This is a genomic window from Enterocloster sp. OA13, from assembly GCF_022440595.1.
In the GTDB taxonomy this organism is placed as follows: Bacteria; Bacillota; Clostridia; order Lachnospirales; family Lachnospiraceae; genus Enterocloster; species Enterocloster hominis.
On sequence record NZ_JAKNTF010000001.1, the window covers coordinates 4,704,708 to 4,722,102 of the forward strand.

At 51.2% G+C, this 17,395-nt stretch carries 15 protein-coding genes; 5 read left to right on the forward strand and 10 right to left on the reverse strand.

Annotated elements, in window-relative coordinates; translation table 11 throughout:
- Nucleotides 1-35: 35 nt before the first annotated feature.
- The 8 genes from MCJ35_RS20835 to MCJ35_RS20870 form a co-directional block, all read right to left on the reverse strand.
- On the reverse strand, nucleotides 36-2,426 hold the full coding sequence (locus tag MCJ35_RS20835) for a hypothetical protein (protein ID WP_025485501.1): 2,391 nt from the start codon (nucleotides 2,424-2,426) through the stop codon (nucleotides 36-38).
- 24 nt (nucleotides 2,427-2,450) lie between these two features.
- Complete coding sequence (locus MCJ35_RS20840; protein ID WP_025485500.1) at nucleotides 2,451-3,236, reverse strand: glycosyltransferase; 786 nt, start codon at nucleotides 3,234-3,236, stop codon at nucleotides 2,451-2,453.
- Nucleotides 3,226-3,867, reverse strand: coding sequence for a D-sedoheptulose-7-phosphate isomerase (locus MCJ35_RS20845; RefSeq protein WP_025485499.1), 642 nt, complete (start codon nucleotides 3,865-3,867; stop codon nucleotides 3,226-3,228). The genes MCJ35_RS20840 and MCJ35_RS20845 overlap by 11 nt, the downstream gene beginning before the upstream one ends.
- A gap of 5 nt (nucleotides 3,868-3,872) precedes the next feature.
- Nucleotides 3,873-4,451: a D-glycero-alpha-D-manno-heptose-1,7-bisphosphate 7-phosphatase gene (locus MCJ35_RS20850; RefSeq protein ID WP_025485497.1), complete on the reverse strand. Its 579-nt coding sequence runs from the start codon at nucleotides 4,449-4,451 to the stop codon at nucleotides 3,873-3,875.
- Nucleotides 4,452-4,467: 16 nt separating this feature from the next.
- On the reverse strand, nucleotides 4,468-5,538 hold the full coding sequence (locus tag MCJ35_RS20855) for a GHMP family kinase ATP-binding protein (protein ID WP_008719911.1): 1,071 nt from the start codon (nucleotides 5,536-5,538) through the stop codon (nucleotides 4,468-4,470).
- 63 nt (nucleotides 5,539-5,601) lie between these two features.
- On the reverse strand, nucleotides 5,602-6,309 hold the full coding sequence (locus MCJ35_RS20860; protein WP_025485494.1) for a nucleotidyltransferase family protein: 708 nt from the start codon (nucleotides 6,307-6,309) through the stop codon (nucleotides 5,602-5,604).
- Nucleotides 6,310-6,397: 88 nt separating this feature from the next.
- The gene (locus tag MCJ35_RS20865) at nucleotides 6,398-10,393 is read right to left on the reverse strand and encodes a glycosyltransferase (RefSeq protein WP_025485493.1); all 3,996 of its coding nucleotides are present in this window, start codon (nucleotides 10,391-10,393) and stop codon (nucleotides 6,398-6,400) included.
- Nucleotides 10,390-11,811: an ABC transporter ATP-binding protein gene (locus MCJ35_RS20870; protein ID WP_025485492.1), complete on the reverse strand. Its 1,422-nt coding sequence runs from the start codon at nucleotides 11,809-11,811 to the stop codon at nucleotides 10,390-10,392. The genes MCJ35_RS20865 and MCJ35_RS20870 overlap by 4 nt, the downstream gene beginning before the upstream one ends.
- 191 nt (nucleotides 11,812-12,002) lie before the next feature.
- Between MCJ35_RS20870 and MCJ35_RS20875 the strand changes: the two genes are divergently transcribed.
- Nucleotides 12,003-12,584 carry a rhodanese-like domain-containing protein gene (locus tag MCJ35_RS20875; protein ID WP_025485491.1) on the forward strand — a complete coding sequence of 194 codons (582 nt, stop codon included), beginning with the start codon at nucleotides 12,003-12,005 and terminating at the stop codon, nucleotides 12,582-12,584.
- A gap of 161 nt (nucleotides 12,585-12,745) precedes the next feature.
- Nucleotides 12,746-13,063, forward strand: a complete 318-nt coding sequence (gene trxA / locus MCJ35_RS20880; RefSeq protein WP_025485490.1) for a thioredoxin — start codon at nucleotides 12,746-12,748, stop codon at nucleotides 13,061-13,063.
- 133 nt (nucleotides 13,064-13,196) lie between these two features.
- Here trxA and MCJ35_RS20885 read toward each other — a convergent pair whose 3' ends face one another.
- On the reverse strand, nucleotides 13,197-14,180 hold the full coding sequence (locus tag MCJ35_RS20885) for a hypothetical protein (RefSeq protein ID WP_025485489.1): 984 nt from the start codon (nucleotides 14,178-14,180) through the stop codon (nucleotides 13,197-13,199).
- 391 nt (nucleotides 14,181-14,571) lie between these two features.
- Here MCJ35_RS20885 and MCJ35_RS20890 point away from each other — a divergent pair, with 391 nt between their 5' ends.
- The 3 genes from MCJ35_RS20890 to MCJ35_RS20900 all read left to right on the forward strand — a co-directional run bounded on the left by MCJ35_RS20890 (nucleotide 14,572) and on the right by MCJ35_RS20900 (nucleotide 16,302).
- Nucleotides 14,572-14,850 (forward strand): ATP-binding protein, encoded by a 279-nt coding sequence (locus tag MCJ35_RS20890; RefSeq protein ID WP_025485488.1) that lies wholly within the window; start codon nucleotides 14,572-14,574, stop codon nucleotides 14,848-14,850.
- The gene (locus tag MCJ35_RS20895) at nucleotides 14,840-15,523 is read left to right on the forward strand and encodes a 4Fe-4S binding protein (protein WP_025485487.1); all 684 of its coding nucleotides are present in this window, start codon (nucleotides 14,840-14,842) and stop codon (nucleotides 15,521-15,523) included. Before MCJ35_RS20890 ends, MCJ35_RS20895 begins: the two co-directional genes overlap by 11 nt.
- 95 nt (nucleotides 15,524-15,618) lie before the next feature.
- Nucleotides 15,619-16,302, forward strand: coding sequence for a Crp/Fnr family transcriptional regulator (locus tag MCJ35_RS20900; RefSeq protein WP_025485486.1), 684 nt, complete (start codon nucleotides 15,619-15,621; stop codon nucleotides 16,300-16,302).
- Nucleotides 16,303-16,345: 43 nt separating this feature from the next.
- Here the strand turns inward: MCJ35_RS20900 and MCJ35_RS20905 are convergent, their stop codons facing one another.
- On the reverse strand, nucleotides 16,346-17,221 hold the full coding sequence (locus MCJ35_RS20905; RefSeq protein WP_240299639.1) for a LysR family transcriptional regulator: 876 nt from the start codon (nucleotides 17,219-17,221) through the stop codon (nucleotides 16,346-16,348).
- Between the last annotated feature and the right edge of the window lie 174 nt (nucleotides 17,222-17,395).

Here is a 17,395-nt window from a genome sequence, read left to right on the forward strand (position 1 = left end):
CCCGGAAAGGACCTCGCCGGGACATGGTCATGACTTCAGTCCGATGAAAAACTGTAATTATTGTGGAAATCCCCTACCGCCGCCTCCGGATCCGCAGGCAATACCGGCGGCAGCGTGACCCTGGCCGACAGATTGCCCCACTCATACTTAAGATCCGTAAGGCTGCCCTCTTCTATCATATCCTCTATCATCTCAAGGGCACGGGGCTGCGCTGCCAGATATCCTTTTTCCACAAAAAAATACTCTGTGCCCGCATATTCCAGGAATTCCTCAAAATATTTAAGCCTCTTCACCAGATATACATTGCCTCCGCTGCCAGTGACATCGTAATAACTCTGTACACTGCAGGATATATCCAGGACATCCGGATGGTTCCCGAACGCCAGCACCCTTGTCCTTGGGGAAAAGCCGGATACAAGGTTCATGCACCCTATTTCCAGGTCGCGCTGACGCGCCTCCCTCCGGTGGTCATAATATCCCATATGCTTTAACCGCACCGGCGTAAAACCAGGCTGCCCAGCCCAGCTGGTCAGGCATGTAAGCGGGACATTCACTATCATGAAACAGATGACCGCCATACCAATCCCACGTCCCAGTCCATGCATTCCGTCAGGAGCCGTACCACGGCCCAACAGGCTTCCTTCCATCCTCATGGAAATGATGACCAAAAGGGAATAAAACAGGATGAAATAATTGCCATCCACCTGGGACAGTGTGTAAATGCTGGCAATACATCCCAGTGTCATGACAGCCATCAAAACCCTGTCAAATACTTCCAAGGGCGTCCGCGCCTTTCTGCCCCTTATGGCAGAAACACTCCATATAAACAGGAACAGTGTCACAAGTCCGGTTCCCCAGGCAATGACCACATGGTCCATGTCCACGGAGACAGGAGCCGTAAGCATTTCCCCAAGACGCCTGCCCAGGCGGGCCAGTTTTTCCCCGGCTGTCAGCATGGACGGGTCCCCAATCACATGGCTGAAGGAGAAGGGGTATCTGACCTTCCATCCCAAGCGCTCACAAAAGCCGGCAAATATGGAAGTCACCGGAACCCCGGTCATGAGCCATGTGCGATACCATAACCCGGCTGCGGCGCCTGCTGGAAAAAGAAGCAGAAGCCATCCCTTTTTATCTCCCAGACTGAACCTGCCTGTGGCCATGAGACAGATAAGGGCGGTTCCCCCAAGGGCGGTTGAAAATACCAGGGCCGTGGGCTTATATACCAGGGTCAGCAGATAGGTTGCCACCGCCATGAGAAGCCATGGCGTCCTTTCCTTTTTCTCAAATGCACGGCACAGGAAGTCATATATAATCAGCTGGTGCAGCAATGTGATGATATCGCTCTTGGCCGTGGCAGCCATGTTCATGATTCCCGGGATGGAGGAAAGCACAGCCGCCGCAAAAAGCCCCATTCCCAGCCCCCTTTTGCGCCTTACCATAGACACTGCCAGTACCAGGACCGCAATTGTCATCCACAGGGAAAACGCCAGCACAAATCCATAGGTGGGCGTGCCGCTCAATGGAAGGGCCAGCACCTCCAGACCCTTACTGTAGGTGTAGACCAGATTAATCATACCCAGGTTTTCATAGATCCCCTTCCCATTGTCCAGCACGAATGCCGAGCGCAGCCCATAATGCAGGGAGTCATAATCCAGCTCTATATTCAGACGTCCAGCCTGGATCAGGACCATGGTGATGATAAATGCCAGAAGCCATGGATAGGTCTTACAGGACTGCTGCCGCAGACATCCCGGCGTTCCTGGCATCCCCGGCGTCCCCGAAGTCTCCGGCATTCCCGGCATCTTCTGCCCAATCCGGCCTCTTCGGACAACCAGATACGCCTCCGCCCCAATTGCCGCACCGCCCAGAACCAGCGCCAGCACACGCCAGAACTTAATCCCGCCATGGCCTGTCAGGGATATGAGACACACAATCACCATCCAGAACGCGCTTCCGGTCACCAGGGACATGGACAGTTCCTCAACAGATGACCGCCGGATTTTCCAAGCAAATAAGCGGTGGATCCATCTTCCCCAGAGAATCAGGACCGCCACATAAAGGCCGGATACGGCAATCGGCACCAGGATCTGGTGGCACCAGGTAAAAACCGCCGCGCCGCCAGCCACACAAAGCCAGCAGGTCCTGGGGTTTCCTGCATTCCCGGCTCTGGATATTTTATCGACCGGGTTTCCATTCCCACCCGTTTTGCCACCTGCTTTCCCATTCCCGCCATAAGCCTTCCTGAGCCAGAACAGGTTCCATGCAAATACAAGCGCAACCTCCCCAAACATGATCCATGTGGCTTTTGACTCCAGGACACTCCTTAAAGGCCCGGCCATCACTTTGTAATACGATATGATAAGAAACGCTCCTGTCAGCCCCAACAGCACTGCCAGAAGCAGATTCCCCCTTTTGCTACCCTTCATATTCAGAATCCTTAATTTTTTTCATCACTCATATTCACCATAAGCAGTTTTATAAAAATGCATCAGCAGCCGGGCAGCCGGCCCGGGCCAGAACCGCCTGAACATGGCTTCCTCCTCCTCTGCCCTCCTGCCCCCCACGATACACGCCTTGGTGGTGGCTTCATCATGGACCCGGTAATACAGAAGAGGACGCTCGTCACAGATAAACCGTCCCTTTTCACAGGCCAGCTGATATAAGTTATCCCAGTCCAGGGCAAACCTGTATTCCGAACGCACCAGGGGTGTGCCCAGCAGTTTCTTCTGATAGGTTGTGGCAGGACAGCAGATGGGATTGCCGAAAATCAGGGACATTTTCTTAATCCATGCCCGGTCATTCAGGGCCGGAACCCGCAGCGGAAGGCGGAGGATACGTTTCACCCACAGCATGGCGTCACCTGTGATCAGCCGTCCATTTTTCACAATCACATAGTCCGTGGTGAACACGGTCATGTCAGGATATGCCCTGTAGGCGGCCAGAAGCCGCTCCACGTATTCCTTATGGTACATGTCATCCTGGTGGGCAATGGTGACCAGCTCACCGTCCGCCATTTCATATGCAAAGTTCCAGTCATCCCTTATATTGCTTTCGCCGTTCCTTACGAATACCTGGATGCCGTATTTCCACGCCAGTCCGTCTATGTATGGGCTGGGGGTGGAGGTGCACAGTATGATATGGCTGGGCACGCTCTGGGAAACCAGGGAGCGGATCAACGGTTCCAGATAGGGCGAATCCTTGTAAGCGCATATGGAAAACACATGCTTATACTTCATAAAAATGTTCCTCCAGCATCAGGCAGAGGGTATGGTAAACCGGCAGGTGTAATTCCTGGATTTTAAATGTCTCCTGCTCCGGCACAACGATGGACACATCGCTGGCCCTGCCAAGCTCTCCCCCGTCCTTGCCCGTAAGGCCGATTGTCCTGATACCCGCAGCTTTTGCCACCGCCAATGCATACATGATATTCTTAGCATTGCCCGAAGTGGAGATTCCTATGAACACATCCCCGGGCCTGCCGTAACCGTAAAGCTGCTGGGCATAGGTCAGTTCCCCATTCACATCATTGGAAAATGCAGTGGACAGGGATATATGCCCGGTAAGCGCAATGGCCGGAAGGCTTCCCTGAAGATGTGCCGCCAGTTCCCCGCCCCGCACCGGATCCGCTGCCCTCAATGCGTCAGCAAATTCCCCGGCTACCGGACGGCGCTTGACAAATCCCTTCATCAGCTCCCCCACAATGTGCTCACTGTCAGCACAGCTTCCACCATTTCCCGCAATGAGGACCTTTCCCCCATGCTCATAGCATTCCTTCATCATCTCATAAGCAGCAAGGACATCCGCCTTCACCGCATCAAGCACCGGATACCTTCCGGTCAGTTCCTCCAGATATTCCATTTCCCTCATGGGATTCACACCTGTCCTTTCTCTACAATCCACCGGGCGGCAATCAGCAGGTCCTCCGCATAAAAGTCATATGCCGGGCTTACCCCTGTGCGCATGTCCTCCTCGTGCTGATCCCTGCCGTATCCGGTTCCCACCAGGATGGAGGTAAGGCCATAATTCTTCCCCGCCTCCACGTCCAGCAGCTTATCGCCCACCATGAAGGAGTGGGCCTTATCCACGTCAAACCGCTCTCCGGCCATCTCAAACATCCCGGTTCCGGGCTTGCGGCACCGGCACTGTATCTTATATGGTCCAATTCCATGCACCGGGTGATGGGGGCAGTAGTAAAATGCATCAATACCGGCCCCGTCCCGCTCCAGCAGTTGGTTCATATGCAGGTGAAGCTTCTCTACGTCCTCCGTCCTGTAATAACCCCTGGCCACACCCGCCTGATTGGTCACCACCACCAGACGGTATCCCGCCGCTTTTAACATCCTCAGCGCTTCTTTAACCCCTGGGAGTATGTGCAGGTCCTCCGGTTTGTAGAGATAGCAGACCTCTTCGTTCAGCGTCCCGTCCCTGTCTAAAAAAACAACCCGTTCCATGGCTTTTAACCGTCCTTTATATGTCAAACTTATATTCCCCATCCGGCATATGGACACTGACCTGATCATACTGCCATCTGTCATCGTCCATGACCCAGCTCTGGGCGCCCCGCAGTTCAAAGTTCCAGTCAGCCAGCTGACCGCCCACCTGTTCCATCCTGGCCGCCACCTTGTGGCGCACGTTATACGGGCAGTACATAAGCAGGTAACCGCCGCCGCCAGCGCCCAGAAGCTTACCGCCCAGCGCCCCTGCCTTCAGGGCCTCATCGTAAAGCTCATCAATCTGGGGCGTCGTGATCTTGGCGCTCATGCGCTTCTTGCTCTGCCATCCATAGTCCAGAAGCTTCCCAAAGCTGTGAAGGTTGCCCTTTAAAAGTTCATCCTTCAGGGCATAGGCCAGGGCCTTTACCTCGCACATGGCCTGAAAGCTGTCCTTTTTCTCATAGTTCTGCACCTGGTCCTTGATGATGTTGGCAGACACGTGTATCTTACCCGTGTAGCACAGCAGCAGGTTGTATTGGAGTTCGTGGATGATATCCTTCTTGATACGCAGCGGATTCACCACCACATTATTGCGCCCATGGAACTCAATGAAATTAAAGCCGCCAAATGCAGCCGCATACTGGTCCTGGTATCCGCCGTCTATGCCCAGGTCAATCCTCTCCACCTGGTAGGCCAGGTCAGCCATGGCATACGCGTCCATCATGATTCCCTTCCACCGGGCCATGGCCATCAGCATGGCCACCATGACGGTGGATGAGGTTCCAAGGCCGGAACCCGGAGGCGCGTCGCACTGGAGGTATACCTCGCATCCCTGCTTGATATCCATGGCCTTGAGGGCCGCTGTCACAAGGTCCAGTTTTCCGTCATAGACATAATTCTCATTGGTGTTATATTTGACCGTCATATCAAAATCAATGGAATTGACAATAATCTGGTCATCCTCCCTGGGAACAATGGAGCAGTACGCGTATTTATTGATTGTACTGCCGATGATGGCGCCTCCCTGCTCCACGCAGAATGGCGCTACGTCCGTCCCGCCTCCGCCAAAGCTTACCCTGAGAGGCGCCCTTCCTCTGATTACCATATGTTTCTCCTTCCGTATACCTTCCGTATATGAACATACCGGGTTTCCCGGCAATTACATAGGCTAAACCACCACCTGGTTCCTCACATCCTCCTGGAACTGGCGGTATGCCTCCGGGATCCCGATGTCAATGAAGTATCCGTCATTGACAAAACCTCCCAGGCCTTTCCCCTCTGTTAACCACTTTGGGATCATGTCATTTTCCAGCGATACCTTGCCCTCGGGTATGGTATCCATAAGGCTGCGCCTCATCAGGTAAATGCCGCCGTTGATGGTGCCCATCCTGGTTTCCTCTGTTTTCTCGTTAAATGCAGTCAGGAATCCCTTCTCATCCAGGATGGCCTGGCCGTATCTGGACACATCCGGCACCTCCCGCAGCACCAGGGCCATGTCCAGATCCAGCGAGTCCTGAAGCCGCTTCAGGCGTGTATAGTCAATCTGGTAAAATGTATCCGCATTCAGCACAAAGAACCTTTCCTCAGTGACAAAGCGTCCCGCGTTCTTAATCGCGCCCGCCGTCCCCAGCAGGGTTTCCTCATAGGCATAGGAGGCGTGAAACCCAAACCGCTCCCCATCCCCAAAATACTCCTCCACCATGGTTCCTTTGTATCCAACGGCAAATATGATATCCGTCATGCCGCTGCGCACCAGTTCCCTGGTAACGTATTCCATGAAAGGCCGTCCCTCAATCAGGGCCATTGGCTTGGGCCGGTCGCTTACCACGCTGCGAAGCCGTGTCCCAAGGCCTCCGGCCAAAAGTATTGCCTGCATCATACTCCTCCTTCTTCCTGTGATGTGTACAGCTGAACATGGGATTCCTGGCTTTCAGACTGAAAGCCACACCGGTCCATCCTCATAATCACACCCGGAAGTCCTCGTCAATCACCTTCCAGGCGCCGTCCATGCTGAAATGCTTCTTGATATAATCCTGGGTCCTGCGGCACAATTCCCGGCAGCGCCCGTTATCATTGTAAAGCCCCACCACCCGGTCCGCAAACGCTTCCGGCTCATCCGCAATCTCCAGCACGGACTCCACAAACGGAATCCCCTCCGCACCCGTGGATGTGGTCACAATGGGGGCGCCGTTATAGATGGCTTCCACCACCTTGCCCTTGACCCCTGCGCCATAGCGCAGCGGGACCACCACCAGCTTACAGGTGGAATAAAGCGCCTCCAGCTCTTCCTCGCTGACAAAGCCCTTTATGATGATTCCCTCTTCCTGGCCAAGCGCCTGTATCTCCTCTGTCACCTTCGAGCCTACCACATAGAACCGTATGCCCGGGATCCGTTCCCGGATGGCAGGGAATATCTCCTTTGCAAACCATAAAACCGCATCCGCATTGGGAGGATGGGCAAAGCCGCCCACAAACAGAAGGCCTTCCCTCTTAGCAAAGTCATCCTGTATACCGGACAGGAACGTGTCATAGACATATGCGGTAATGGCCTTTGCGTTGATGCTTCCGTCAATGGCATGGATCGCATCTATCTCCACATAGGACGGATAGTAGGAAACCGCCGCCTTATGCATCATGGTCAGCTCCACTGATTTCCAGTAATCCGCCTCCCGCTTGATGTTAATATCCCCGGTCAGCCCATACTCCCTGCCCAGTCTGAGGAAATGAAGGTCGTGTCCGTAATAGATGACCTTCATCTTCGTATAATCCTTAATATAATCCACATACTTGGTGGCAATATGCGGTCGGTTCAGATATGCATAGTCCATCTCGTCCCCATTTGTCTTAAGCCAGTCCCAGATGCCGGCTGCATATCCATCCCCGTACAGAACCTCTATGCCCATCTGCTGGAGCGTGGTGGAGTATGGTTCTTCATGGAGGAAGTTGTCTCCCAGGAATTTTACCACAAAACCCTTTTTCAGGAACATTTTCAGGTACTGGTACGTGGTCTTGGAACCAGCGTCCTTATCAAACGTGGGCACATAATGGTCCACCACCAGGATGATTTCCTTTCCCTGGCTGCGCTCCCTTGCCCTAAAGGGGTTGGGATTGCCTGTATTGACACACTGCTGTTCCAATTCCTCCGCCCATTTCTCCTTAAGCTTCCTGCTGTTTTCCACCTGGTAGCGTTTTAGCCCGGCTCCGTTTACATCCGTGCCATTGGACACTCCCTCAAAATGGATTACCTTTGAAAGGGGCTGATACACGACCCGGTATCCCGCCTTCCTCACCTCGAAGGCAAGGTCTGAATCCTCACAGTACGCAGGGGCATACCGTTCGTCAAAGCCTCCTATCTGCTTCCACAGCGCGGTGGACAAAAGGATGGCTGCGCCTGATATATAGTCTACATCTTTTACATAATTGTATTCTGCCTTGTCCGGATCATCCAGACGTCCATAATTCCAGCCGGAACCGTCACTCCAGATGATCCCGCCCGCCTCCTGGAGACGCCCGTCCGGGTAAACCAGCTTGGATCCCACCATGCCGATGGTGTCATCCGATTCAATCAGGTCCACAAGGGAGGAAAGCCACCCCACAGTCACCTTGGTGTCGTTGTTCAGGAACATGAGGTATCTGCCCCTGGCCGCCCTGGCCGCCTGGTTGCAGTTTTTCAAAAAGCCCTGATTGGTCTCATTGCGGCAGATAACCAGGCCTTCCACATACTGCCCCAGACGGGCCGTGGCGTCCGTGGACACATCGTCCGCAATAATCACCTCATAAGTCACATCCTTTGTAAATTCCAGGATGGACTGGAGGCACGCATAGGTATAATGCACCTGGTTATAGCATGGGATTATAATGGAAACCAGAGGTCCGTCCCAGCCATCCGGGCCTTCCCCGCCCTGTCCCGGCACCTGCGGGAATATGAGCCTGCCATACTTAAGATAGTCCTCTCCTATCTTAAAATCCCCGTCAATCTGGTTGCGCCCTGAACTGGTGGCGTAAAGCCTGCCATAGCGGATTGGATGCTTAACCGTATTAAAGCAGTAATTCAGGACCTTGCGCTTTTTCGTCCCCTTTGGAAACGCCTTATTGACCTGGGTGCCCAGCCTGCGGCGCGCCTTGAATATCAGGGCCTCATGTCCGTTTAAATAAGTGGCCAGCTTGCCCAGTTCCTCAATCTCATGGCGTAAATCCTTAATCATCACTTCCAGGTTGGCAACATGATTGTTGGTAAGGCGCTGCACTTCCTGCTCCTTGCGTATCTGGAAATTCTTTTCCTCCACCTCTGCCTGAAGCGCGTTTATCCTGTCCCTGGCCTTGGTAAGCTCTCCATCTGTCTTCTTTAACTCATTAAGGCCTGTAACCTTCTGGCTGTACCTTGCCAGATATCCCTGGCTGCCATCCCCGTGCACATAGGACTGGAAGGCTTCTTCCATGGATGCATACAGCGCCGCCATCTGCCTGGATATGGAAAATTCCTCTAGAAATCCCTCCAGGCCCGGGTACTTAAGCAGCCCCTGGTATTTATAATAGAAGTAGGCAAGGTTGCGGTACTGTACGAAGTGGGCCGGGACCGGGAAATCGAATACCCACTCATAGTCCAGGCAGCAGAGACTTTCATCCCCTGCCGGACCAGCCTGTTTAGCCGGTCCGCGGTCATCCGCATCCCCCTTCACAAGCATCAGGTTCTCGAACAATCCGTCTATATTACTTACTTTATAGGAAATGTCGTCTATATCCGGTATTTCCCCAAAGACCTCCGTAAACTCCGGTGTCACGGCAAATGGCATGGTCTGGTCCTTGTCCACATCAAAAATCACCTTCATGGCCGCCCGGATATCCTCCACCGGAGCCTTCCCGTTCCTGATCCGGCTGCCCAGCTCCTCTGCCAGGGTAATCCCCCGAAGGAACCGGAACCGCACCGTCATGCCGTCCTCTGCCAGCAGCGGCTCCAGTACACGGACCGCCGGGTTAAATGCCTTCAGCTGGGCGTATTTCTTTGCAAAGGAAAGGATATGCCAGCTTCCCTCGCTGTCCAAGGCCGCCTTTTCCACATACCGTGTTCCATTTTCTTCCAGAATGCTGGTGCGTATCTGAAAGCCCTGCTTCCTGGTGCGGTTATATTTTACATAAACCGTCTTCTGGAGAGGCGCTTCCTTTGACGTAATCAAAAGGAAGCCATTGGAAAACCTGGGGAAATCCCCCTCTTCCAAAAGCATGTCATAAACTTCTTCCTCATTCAGGCAGGCATATCTGGGCCTGTCATAGGATACGTCCATATGGGAGATGTCGCCCTTGCCCGGAAGATACCGGTCCGAATAAATGGATACAGGAAGGCGGTAATCCGGCATGGGATAATAAAATTCCGTACTTGTAAAACCGGCTTCATGAAATGCAGACAAAAGGCGGCCCTTTGTATAGGATGCCTCCTCGCCGTCATGGTCACCGCCCGCCAGGAACCTGAGGCCCATTGCATTTTCACAGGCAAATACAAGCCTGCCTCCGTCCTTCAGATATCCCGCGGCCCTGCGGACCGTTTCCTCAAGCGGTTCCTCACGTCCGGGTCCCACAAGGAAAACCCAGTCATACAATGACTTCCGGCCTTCCAGGTCTCCCCTGTCCGGCAGGTCTTCCCCGCCTTCCAGCCCATAGGTTATATTTCCCCTTGCCTGGTTCCGTTCCCGGTTCACTAAAAGGTTCTCATCCCTGTCATCCACCACGGTCACGTGGGCGCAGCGCTCTGCCAGAAGCCCGGTAAACACGCCGTATCCCGAGCCGATCTCCAGGACCTGTTCCTGCCCGGTCAGATCCAGCCATTCCAGAAGGTTTTCCCGGATTGGCGAAAGGGCGTGAAGCACCTGTGGGCGTTCATCCTGTTCCAGGGCCTGGTCCATGCCTTCCCGGGTACTGCCATATGTCTTGAACAAATCTAAGATTTCATAACTGATATCCTTCATGAATGTCCTCCGCCACAGCTTTTCTTCTCCGCCTTCACCTGGGATTCCATATCATAGACACCCACCGTGTTCTTATTGGAGATAACCGTAATATTCGTCACATTGTACAGGCGGTGATAGACCACATGTTCTCCGTGCTCAAAGCCCGTACAGGACATGCTCAAGAGATATTCCCCTCCCTGAAGCGTCATTTTCTGGGAAAATTCCACCGTGTATTCGTCCCCGCGCTTCACCGGCTTTATATCCGCGCCTTCAAACATGGTATTGGTCCCTGTCAGGTCGCTGCCCTTCTTGTCCTTGATGGTGTAGGTGAAAATGGGGGCCTGGATATCCGTATTAAAACGGATGCATTCCCTGATGGTGAAGGTTTCCCCTTTTAACAGCAGATTGGTAAGATTGCCCCGTTCGTCAAACAGGCCAAGGTCATAAATCTCAGCCCGGCCGTCCCCGTATTCCGTCCTGTCATAATTAATGGTCAGCTGGTCCTTCATAAGGCCTTTGCCATGTGCGGCACTGCCGTCCTGCCGGGCGCCCGTCCCTTTCCGTCCGGAGCCATCCGGCTTCCCTCCGGCCTCTGCGCCTTCCTGCCCCATCTCCATGCCGCCGGAAAAATCAGACATTTCCACTTCGTTTTTCTTCTCAAGTTCCGCTTTCAGCGAATCCAGCTGGCCAGCCAGTATTTTCTTATATAAATCCACCATATGTCCGGGAGCGCCTTCCGACACAAATTCCCCTTTATTAAGGAGGACGACCTTGTCGCAGTACTTGATGATACTGCCCATATCGTGGGTCACCATCAGGATGGTGGTTCCCTTCTTACGTATCTCCTCCATCCTGCGGTAACACTTGGACTGGAAGAAAACATCGCCAACGGACAATGCTTCATCCACAATCAGGATTTCCGGGTCCACATTGATGGCTAACGCAAAAGCCAGCCGTACAAACATACCGCTGGAATAAGTCTTGACCGGCTGGTACACAAAATCCCCGATTTCCGCAAAGTCCAGGATATCCTGAAGCTTGGCGTCCATCTCCTTTTTCGTGTATCCCATCATGGTGCCGTTCATATATATATTTTCAATTCCTGTATAATCCATATTAAAACCAGCGCCCAGCTCCAGAAGGGCCGATATCTTACCATCCACCCTGGCCTCTCCCGTGGTGGGCGTCAATACCCCGGTAATGATTTTCAATATAGTGGACTTGCCGGAACCGTTGGTTCCGATGATTCCCACTGTCTCCCCCTTCTTCACATGGAAGGAAAGCCGGTTCAGTGCATAAAAATCCCTGTGGTAATTCTTATGGGAAATGCTCATGGATTCTTTCAGACGGTCAATGGGTTTCTCATATAATCTGTATACCTTGGTCACGTCCGCGACCTTAATGGCGTACTCACTGTCCTTTTCTCTATCTGGCATAACTGTCTCCATCCTAATACTGCATACTTTTCCACTTTAGGCATAAGTATAGCATAGAATGTGGGATTTTTATACCTCTAACAATATTTTTCAAAAAAAGTTAAGGATTACCTATTGACAAATACAACTGTATATACTATAGTTACAGTAACAACTGTATCAAAATTAATTACAGAAAGAGGAGGCGTAAAATGACGAAATGGACCTATCTCATAGCGGCGGCATTTATCTGTACCGCGGCATTGACAGCCTGCAGCACAGCCAACAGTGCCGGCGCGGCACCAGGCCAGGGTAATATGGCCGCACAGGGTTCGCAGGACAGTATGGATTCCAACGATTCAAAGGGCAGCATGGACGCCCAAGCTTCGCAGGGCAGCATGGACGCCCAAGCTTCACAGGGCAACATGGACGCCCAAACTTCACAGGGCAACATGGACGCCCAAACCACACAGGGCGAAAGCGTCTATCATAAAATCTCAGCAGAAGAAGCCAAAGCGATGATGGATAAAGGCGGCGTTACCGTGGTTGATGTACGCAGGGAAGACGAATATGCGGCCGGACACATACCAGGCAGCATCCTTGTTCCCAATGAAGGAATCAGGGACACACAGCCCGAGGAACTTCCGGATTTAGACGCAGTCCTTCTGGTCCACTGCCGTACCGGAGTCCGCAGTAAACAGGCATCGGATAAGCTGCTGGAAATCGGATATAAGAATGTCTATGATTTCGGAGGCATTGTGGATTGGCCTTATGAAACAGTGACAGAGGACTAAAATCCATATTTTCATAAGTCAAGCTTAACAGCAGATAATAATATATTAGATTTAAGAATGAATGTTTCGTGACCTTTGTCACATAACTATACGCCAAAATGTGGTATGCTATAACCAATATAAGAAATAATATTAATGAATATAAATCAGGAGGTTCTATTATGGCAGTAAAACATTTATCTAAAAGTGAATTTGATCAGGCAGTAAACGCTGGTGAGGATCTGGTAGTAGTTGATTTCTTCGCAACATGGTGTGGTCCGTGTAAGATGCTTACCCCGGTTGTGGAAAGCATGGCTGAGACACATCCGGAAGTACATTTCTACAAGGTTGATATCGACGAGGAGATTGACCTGGCATCCCGTTTCCAGGTAATGAGCGTCCCCACCCTTCTTTATATGAAGAAAGGCCAGATTGTCGGGAAGTCCGTTGGTCTTGTTTCAAAGGCTGATATGGAAAACGAGATTGCACAGAATAAATAATGCTCCCTCTTCTTTTTTATAATTATATATAATTGACTGGCCGGCAGCAATGCCGGCCGGTTGTCATATATCCCGTGCCAGCCGATGGTACTTATCATCCCACGCCCTTGCCACACAGCATTATCATTACTTCTTATTGATTCCAATACCTGTCAATCAAATCCTCCATCTCGTCCATAGACAGGGAAAATTTTTCCTTGGCCTTGGAAACCACATCTTCCTTTGAAAGCCCAAACTCCCTACATACCTCCACAAGCGCGCTAAGCCCTTGTCCAATTCCCTGTTCAAGTCCCTGTTTAACCCCCTCAATCCTTCCATCTTCTATCATCCCGCGTATTGCCTCACACATATTGATTTTTCCTCCTTCCTCACAGTACATATCCTTTACCTGCTCCAGTTCAGCAGAACCCGTTACTGACACAATCACATCAAACGCATCCTCGTCCAAACACTTGAATGCATCCTCATTTTGAATTGCAAATTCCCATTCGCTTTTCTTGTCATTAGAATGTTTGATGAATCCAAACACTTCCCTCAAGTCAGTCCGAAAGCAGTCAATGTCTCCAAAGTTCCTGAGTTCCAGCACCTGAATCTTATAATTGTTCAGGATTCCCCGGAACCGGTCAGGCAGTGTTTCATAATCCATCATATGGAACAGCTCTTTTGCCCCATCATACGGCTCTTTCCCAAAATAGATACATATGGTAACAACCGGATAAACCTTATCCTGCTTTGCAAATCCTCCCACATACTCAGCATCCCTTAGGTCACGCTTTCGACGATGACGCTTTCTTATTTGCCGCAGCTGCTTGTCATAGCCGGCTGCATCTTCTAGCATGATACGAGCAGGCATGGCGTAGTGGACCTTGTCCTGATTTTCAATCCCAACAATCGCAAAACCCGTGTCAAAGATGATTTTCCTGACACAATCCCGGTATTTCTGTACCATGAACCTGTTCCTTAGTTTTCCGAACACACCGGTAACATTGGAATCCATCTCCTGCACATCGTCTTCTGAAACCACCTGTTCCCCACAGAAAATAAAACCATTGATTAAATCCGCATAACGCGCCCGGTCATCAAAGTAGCGGACCAGGGAAATGTCTTTCTGACCCATACATCGTCCTTTCTTCCATTCATAACATAAGACAATACAGGAAGATGCACATTTCCCCAAAATAGCATTGATATCTGGTTCCATTATACCGGGTCTGCACTAAAAATGCAATAAACCCTGTCCTCCCATATTACCAGTCCTGAGATCCTGCCAGCGACATTGCCGGCCAATGAAAATATTAGATATGGATGGCAAATGATTTACCATCCTGTGATTGAATCATAGCATAACACATATTATCCCAAATGACAACTTCCATTTTGATAATGCCATAAACCTTACTCCGCGGAGACTGCCCAGTCTCTGTGACCCCGGTCACCGAATCACTCCCCTTTTTGTGGTATTCTTAGCACACAGACGCATCGTCAAAAAATCCGGGAGGTATTATCTTATGAAACCCCAATCCAAATCAATCGCATATATCCACAGGGATTCCTGTGTTGCCTGTGGCTGCTGCCTTAAGGTATGTCCGCGCCAGGCGCTGGATATATGGAAAGGCTCCTATGCCATCGTCAGCCACGACCTGTGTGTGGGATGTGGAAAATGCGCCAGGGAATGTCCTGCATCCGTTATTGATATTGTACCGCGGCATACAGACACCCAGGATTCATCCAGTTCCCCCATCACTTCCGTCAGTCCGGAAAAAGGAGGCATACGCCATGAGCAGTAAAAATACAAAAAAAGATACCCGCCACTGGTACGACTACCTGTGGATTGCATCCCTCACCTATCTGATCCTTGGCTTTTTCAATATCATGTTTGCATGGCTGGGACTGATCTGCTTCTTGGTCCCCCTGGCAATCTCCATGGTAACAGGGTCCAAACTCTACTGCAACCGTTACTGTGGCAGGGGACAGCTGTTTTCCATACTTGGGAGCAAGCTTCACCTTTCGCCAGGCCGTCCGGTTCCACGCTGGATGAAATCCAAAGGGTTCCGTTACGGTTTCCTTGTTTTCTTCCTGTTCATGTTCTGCCAGATGCTGTTCAATACCTGGCTGGTGTTCAGGGGCGCCTCGGGCCTGAAGCAGATAGTGACGATCCTGTGGACCTTCCGTCTTCCCTGGAACCATGCGTATCATACTTACGGCGTGCCTCTGTGGATGTCCCAGTTTGCATTCGGATTCTACAGCGTCATGCTGACCTCCACCATCCTTGGTCTGGTCACCATGGTCCTGTTCCGCCCCCGTTCCTGGTGTGTCTACTGCCCCATGGGAACCATGACGCAGATGATATGCAAGGCTAAGGCCGCGGGTTCCTGTGAGGGAAATGCATCCTGCGGCGCCTCTTCCTGCCACAGCCCTGTATCCGGATCCTCAGGCATCACGGAGCCGGACATGGATTGAGCAAAAGACATCAAAAGCATACTTTGACAAAAAATAAAAAACAGGATACACTAATGACAGATGACTGATACAAAGCAAAAGGAGTAACATCTGCCATGAGTAACGATTCCTATGATATTGCCAAAACATTAGAGGACAATTATCCCTTCTGGGACTATCTGGACAACAGCCAGAAAACCGACCTGGTTTCCTGCTCCCATATCCGCCGCTATTCCCCCGTCAGCTTCATACACAGCCGCACCGAGGAATGCCTTGGGGTCATCCTGGTACTGACAGGCCAGATACGCACCTATATCCAGTCCGAGGAAGGACGCGAGGTCACCCTGTTCCGGCTTGGAACGGAGGAAGTGTGCACCTTGTCCGCATCCTGTATGATGCAGGAAATCACGTTTGATATATTCATAGAATCCATGGAGGAATCCACACTTCTCATCACGACCGCGGCCTGTGTCCACAGGCTGATGGAGAAGAATATCCATGCGGAAAATTATATCTACCGCCAGACAGCGGAACGTTTCTCCGATGTCATGTGGTCCATGGGGCAGCTTCTGTTCTCCAGCTTTGACAAGCGGCTGGCCGCATATCTGGCGGATGAACAGGTCAAATCCCACAGCAGCACCATTTCCACCACCCATGAACAGATTGCCAAGAACCTGGGCACTGCCAGGGAAGTAGTGTCCAGGATGTTAAAATATTTTGAAAAGGAAGGCCTGGTGTCTCTCGGAAGAGGTACCGTCACCATAAAGGACAGCCAGAAGCTACGGGGGCTTTTGAGTTAACCCGCCATTCATTTTCCTTATACATTATCATTATGCATTATCTTCATGCATTTCCTTTGCACAGATTCATCAGTGCCATCGCGCTTTTGGGAAGGAATTTATTCCTGTGATAAATGACCGAGAACTTCCGGTTCAGGGTCAGACCCTTTATCTTAAACTCAGCCATCTCTCCCTTTTCCAGGCTTTCCTGCACCAGGAAATAAGGGAGGATGGATATTCCCAGCCCCTCTTTTACGCCATGGATGATGGCCTGGTTGCTGGCGCTCTGCCACATCGGGGTGATGGCCAGTTCCTGTGATGCCGTCAGGCCGTCAAAAATCTCCCTGCCCGCACTTCCCTTTTCCCTAAGTATGAAATCCTGGCCTTTTATCTCCCCCAATTCATTTAAGGTCTTACCTGCGAATATGTGGTCCGTGGCGCAGATAAAGGCCAGCCGGTCCCCAGGAAAGCTTTCACTGCATATATAACTGCTGTGGGCCACCCCTTCTATAATCCCAATATCAATCTCATTATCCAGGATCTGCTGTTCAATGCATCCTGAATTCCCGATAAATGCCTCTACCTTAACAGAGGGATACCGTTCCTTCAGCTGGCGGATATAATGCGGAAGCAGATAGGTTCCAATGGTAATACTGGTCCCCACCCGCAGCTGTCCTACTGTATCCAGGTCCTTAATGCCCTGTTCCATCTCATCCAGCAGATTAATGATATGCCTGGCATACTGCAAGGCCCTCCGTCCATTCTCCGTCAGATAGAGCTTGCGTGAAATCCGGTCAAACAGCTTTACCCCATAATATTCTTCCATCTCTGAAACCGCCAGGCTGATGGAGGGCTGGGCAATAAACAGCTGGGACGCCGCCGCTGTCATGCTGCCCGTTTCGCACACGGCAACAAATATCCTTAAATGGCGCAGTGTCATGGAATCCTCCTTTAATAAATGCTTCTATTAATAAATGCTTCTATTAATAAATACTTCTATATAATAAATACTTCCATACAAAATATATATAATATTTTTATTATAGTTATTATTTAATTATAGTATTTTACATATGTATTTGCAAGCTGTATAGTAAGAGGGAACAGGAAGGGG